At 68.4% G+C, this 1,727-nt stretch carries 1 protein-coding gene; it reads right to left on the bottom strand.

From position 1 onward, the window contains the following. Positions 1–5: 5 nt before the first annotated feature. On the bottom strand, positions 6–1,727 hold a 1,722-nt coding region (locus HWY45_RS36145; protein ID WP_059882766.1), incomplete at its 5' end, for an acyl-CoA dehydrogenase family protein.

Here is a 1,727-nt window from a genome sequence, read left to right as displayed (position 1 = left end):
CCCGATCAGAACTGGTCTTCCGTCAGCGCGAGCACGCCGTCGCCGCCCTTCGCGCCGACGATCGACGCTTCGAGCCCTTCCGCCTGCACCAGCACGTGTTCCGCATAGTGCTGCGCGATCGCGATCTTCGCGTCGTAGAACGCCGGGTCGCTCGCGCGGTTCGCGTGCGCCGCCACCAGCGCGCGGCCCATCTGCCACCCGCACAGCACCACGCCCGCCAGCTTCAGGTACGGCACGCTGCCCGCGAACACCGCGTTCGGGTCGCGCTTCGTGTTCGCCACCACGTAATCGACCACCGCCGACAGCGCCCGCGCGCCCTTCTCCAGCTGCGCCTTCGTCGATGCCGCCGCCGCGCTGTCGAGCTTGCCCAGCGCTTCAGCCGTCTGACCGATCTCGCCGATCAGCGCCTTCGCCACCGCGCCGCCGTCGCGCACCGTCTTGCGGCCCACCAGGTCGTTCGCCTGGATCGCCGTCGTGCCTTCGTAGATCGCCAGGATCCGCGCATCGCGGTAGTACTGCGCCGCGCCCGTTTCCTCGATGAAGCCCATCCCCCCGTGCACCTGCACGCCCAGGCTCGCCACGTCGTTCACCATCTCCGTGCTCCAGCCCTTCACCACCGGCACCAGATACTCGTAGATTGCCTGGTGACGCGCACGCGTCGCCTCGTCCGAATGGCGGTGGGCAACGTCGCTGTGCGCCGCCGCCACGTACGACAGCGCCCGCGCGCCTTCGGTCAGCGCGCGCATCGTGCCCAGCATCCGGCGCACGTCCGGGTGGTGGATGATCGTCACCGATTCCTTGGCCGAGCCATCGACCGGCCGGCTCTGCACGCGCTCCTTCGCGAATTCCGCCGCCTTCCGGTATGCGCGGTCGGCCACGCCGATCCCCTGCATCCCGACCCCGAAGCGTGCCGCGTTCATCATGATGAACATGTACTCGAGCCCGCGATTCTCCTCGCCGACCAGATAGCCGATCGCGCCGCCGTGGTCGCCGTACTGCAGCACCGCGGTCGGGCTCGCCTTGATGCCGAGCTTGTGCTCGATCGACACGCAATGCACGTCGTTGCGCGCGCCCAGCGAGCCGTCCTCGTTCACCAGGAACTTCGGCACGATGAACAGCGAAATGCCCTTCACGCCTTCCGGCGCGTTCGGCGTGCGCGCCAGCACCAGGTGGACGATGTTGTCCGCCATGTCGTGCTCGCCCCACGTGATGAAGATCTTGGTGCCGAACACCTTGAACGACCCGTCGCCCTGCGGCTCGGCGCGCGAGCGCACCAGCGCGAGGTCGGAGCCCGCCTGCGGCTCGGTCAGGTTCATCGTGCCGGTCCACTCGCCGGAGATCAGCTTCGGCACGTAGCGCTGCTTCTGCTCTTCGGTGCCCGCGGTCAGCAGCGCCTCGATCGCGCCGACGGTCAACAACGGACACAGCGCGAACGACAGGTTCGACGCGTTCAGCATCTCGATGCACGGCGTCGCGATCAGCTTCGGCAGGCCCTGGCCGTCGTATTCGGCCGGATGCTGCAGCCCTTGCCAGCCGCCTTCGACGAACTGGCGGAACGCTTCCTTGAAGCCCGGCGTCGCGGTCACGACGCCGTCCTTCAGGCTGCTCGGGTTGCGATCGCCTTCGACGTTCAGCGGCGCCAGCACCTCGCCGCAGAATTTCGCGGATTCGTCGAGCACGGCCTGCGCGGTGTCGAAACCCGCATCCTCGAAGCCCGGCAACTGCGC

It is taken from the genome of Burkholderia stagnalis (assembly GCF_902830275.1).
Classification (GTDB): domain Bacteria; phylum Pseudomonadota; class Gammaproteobacteria; order Burkholderiales; family Burkholderiaceae; genus Burkholderia; species Burkholderia stagnalis.
The sequence above is the reverse complement of the archived record's forward strand: the minus strand, read 5'-3'. Positions and strand labels throughout refer to the sequence as shown.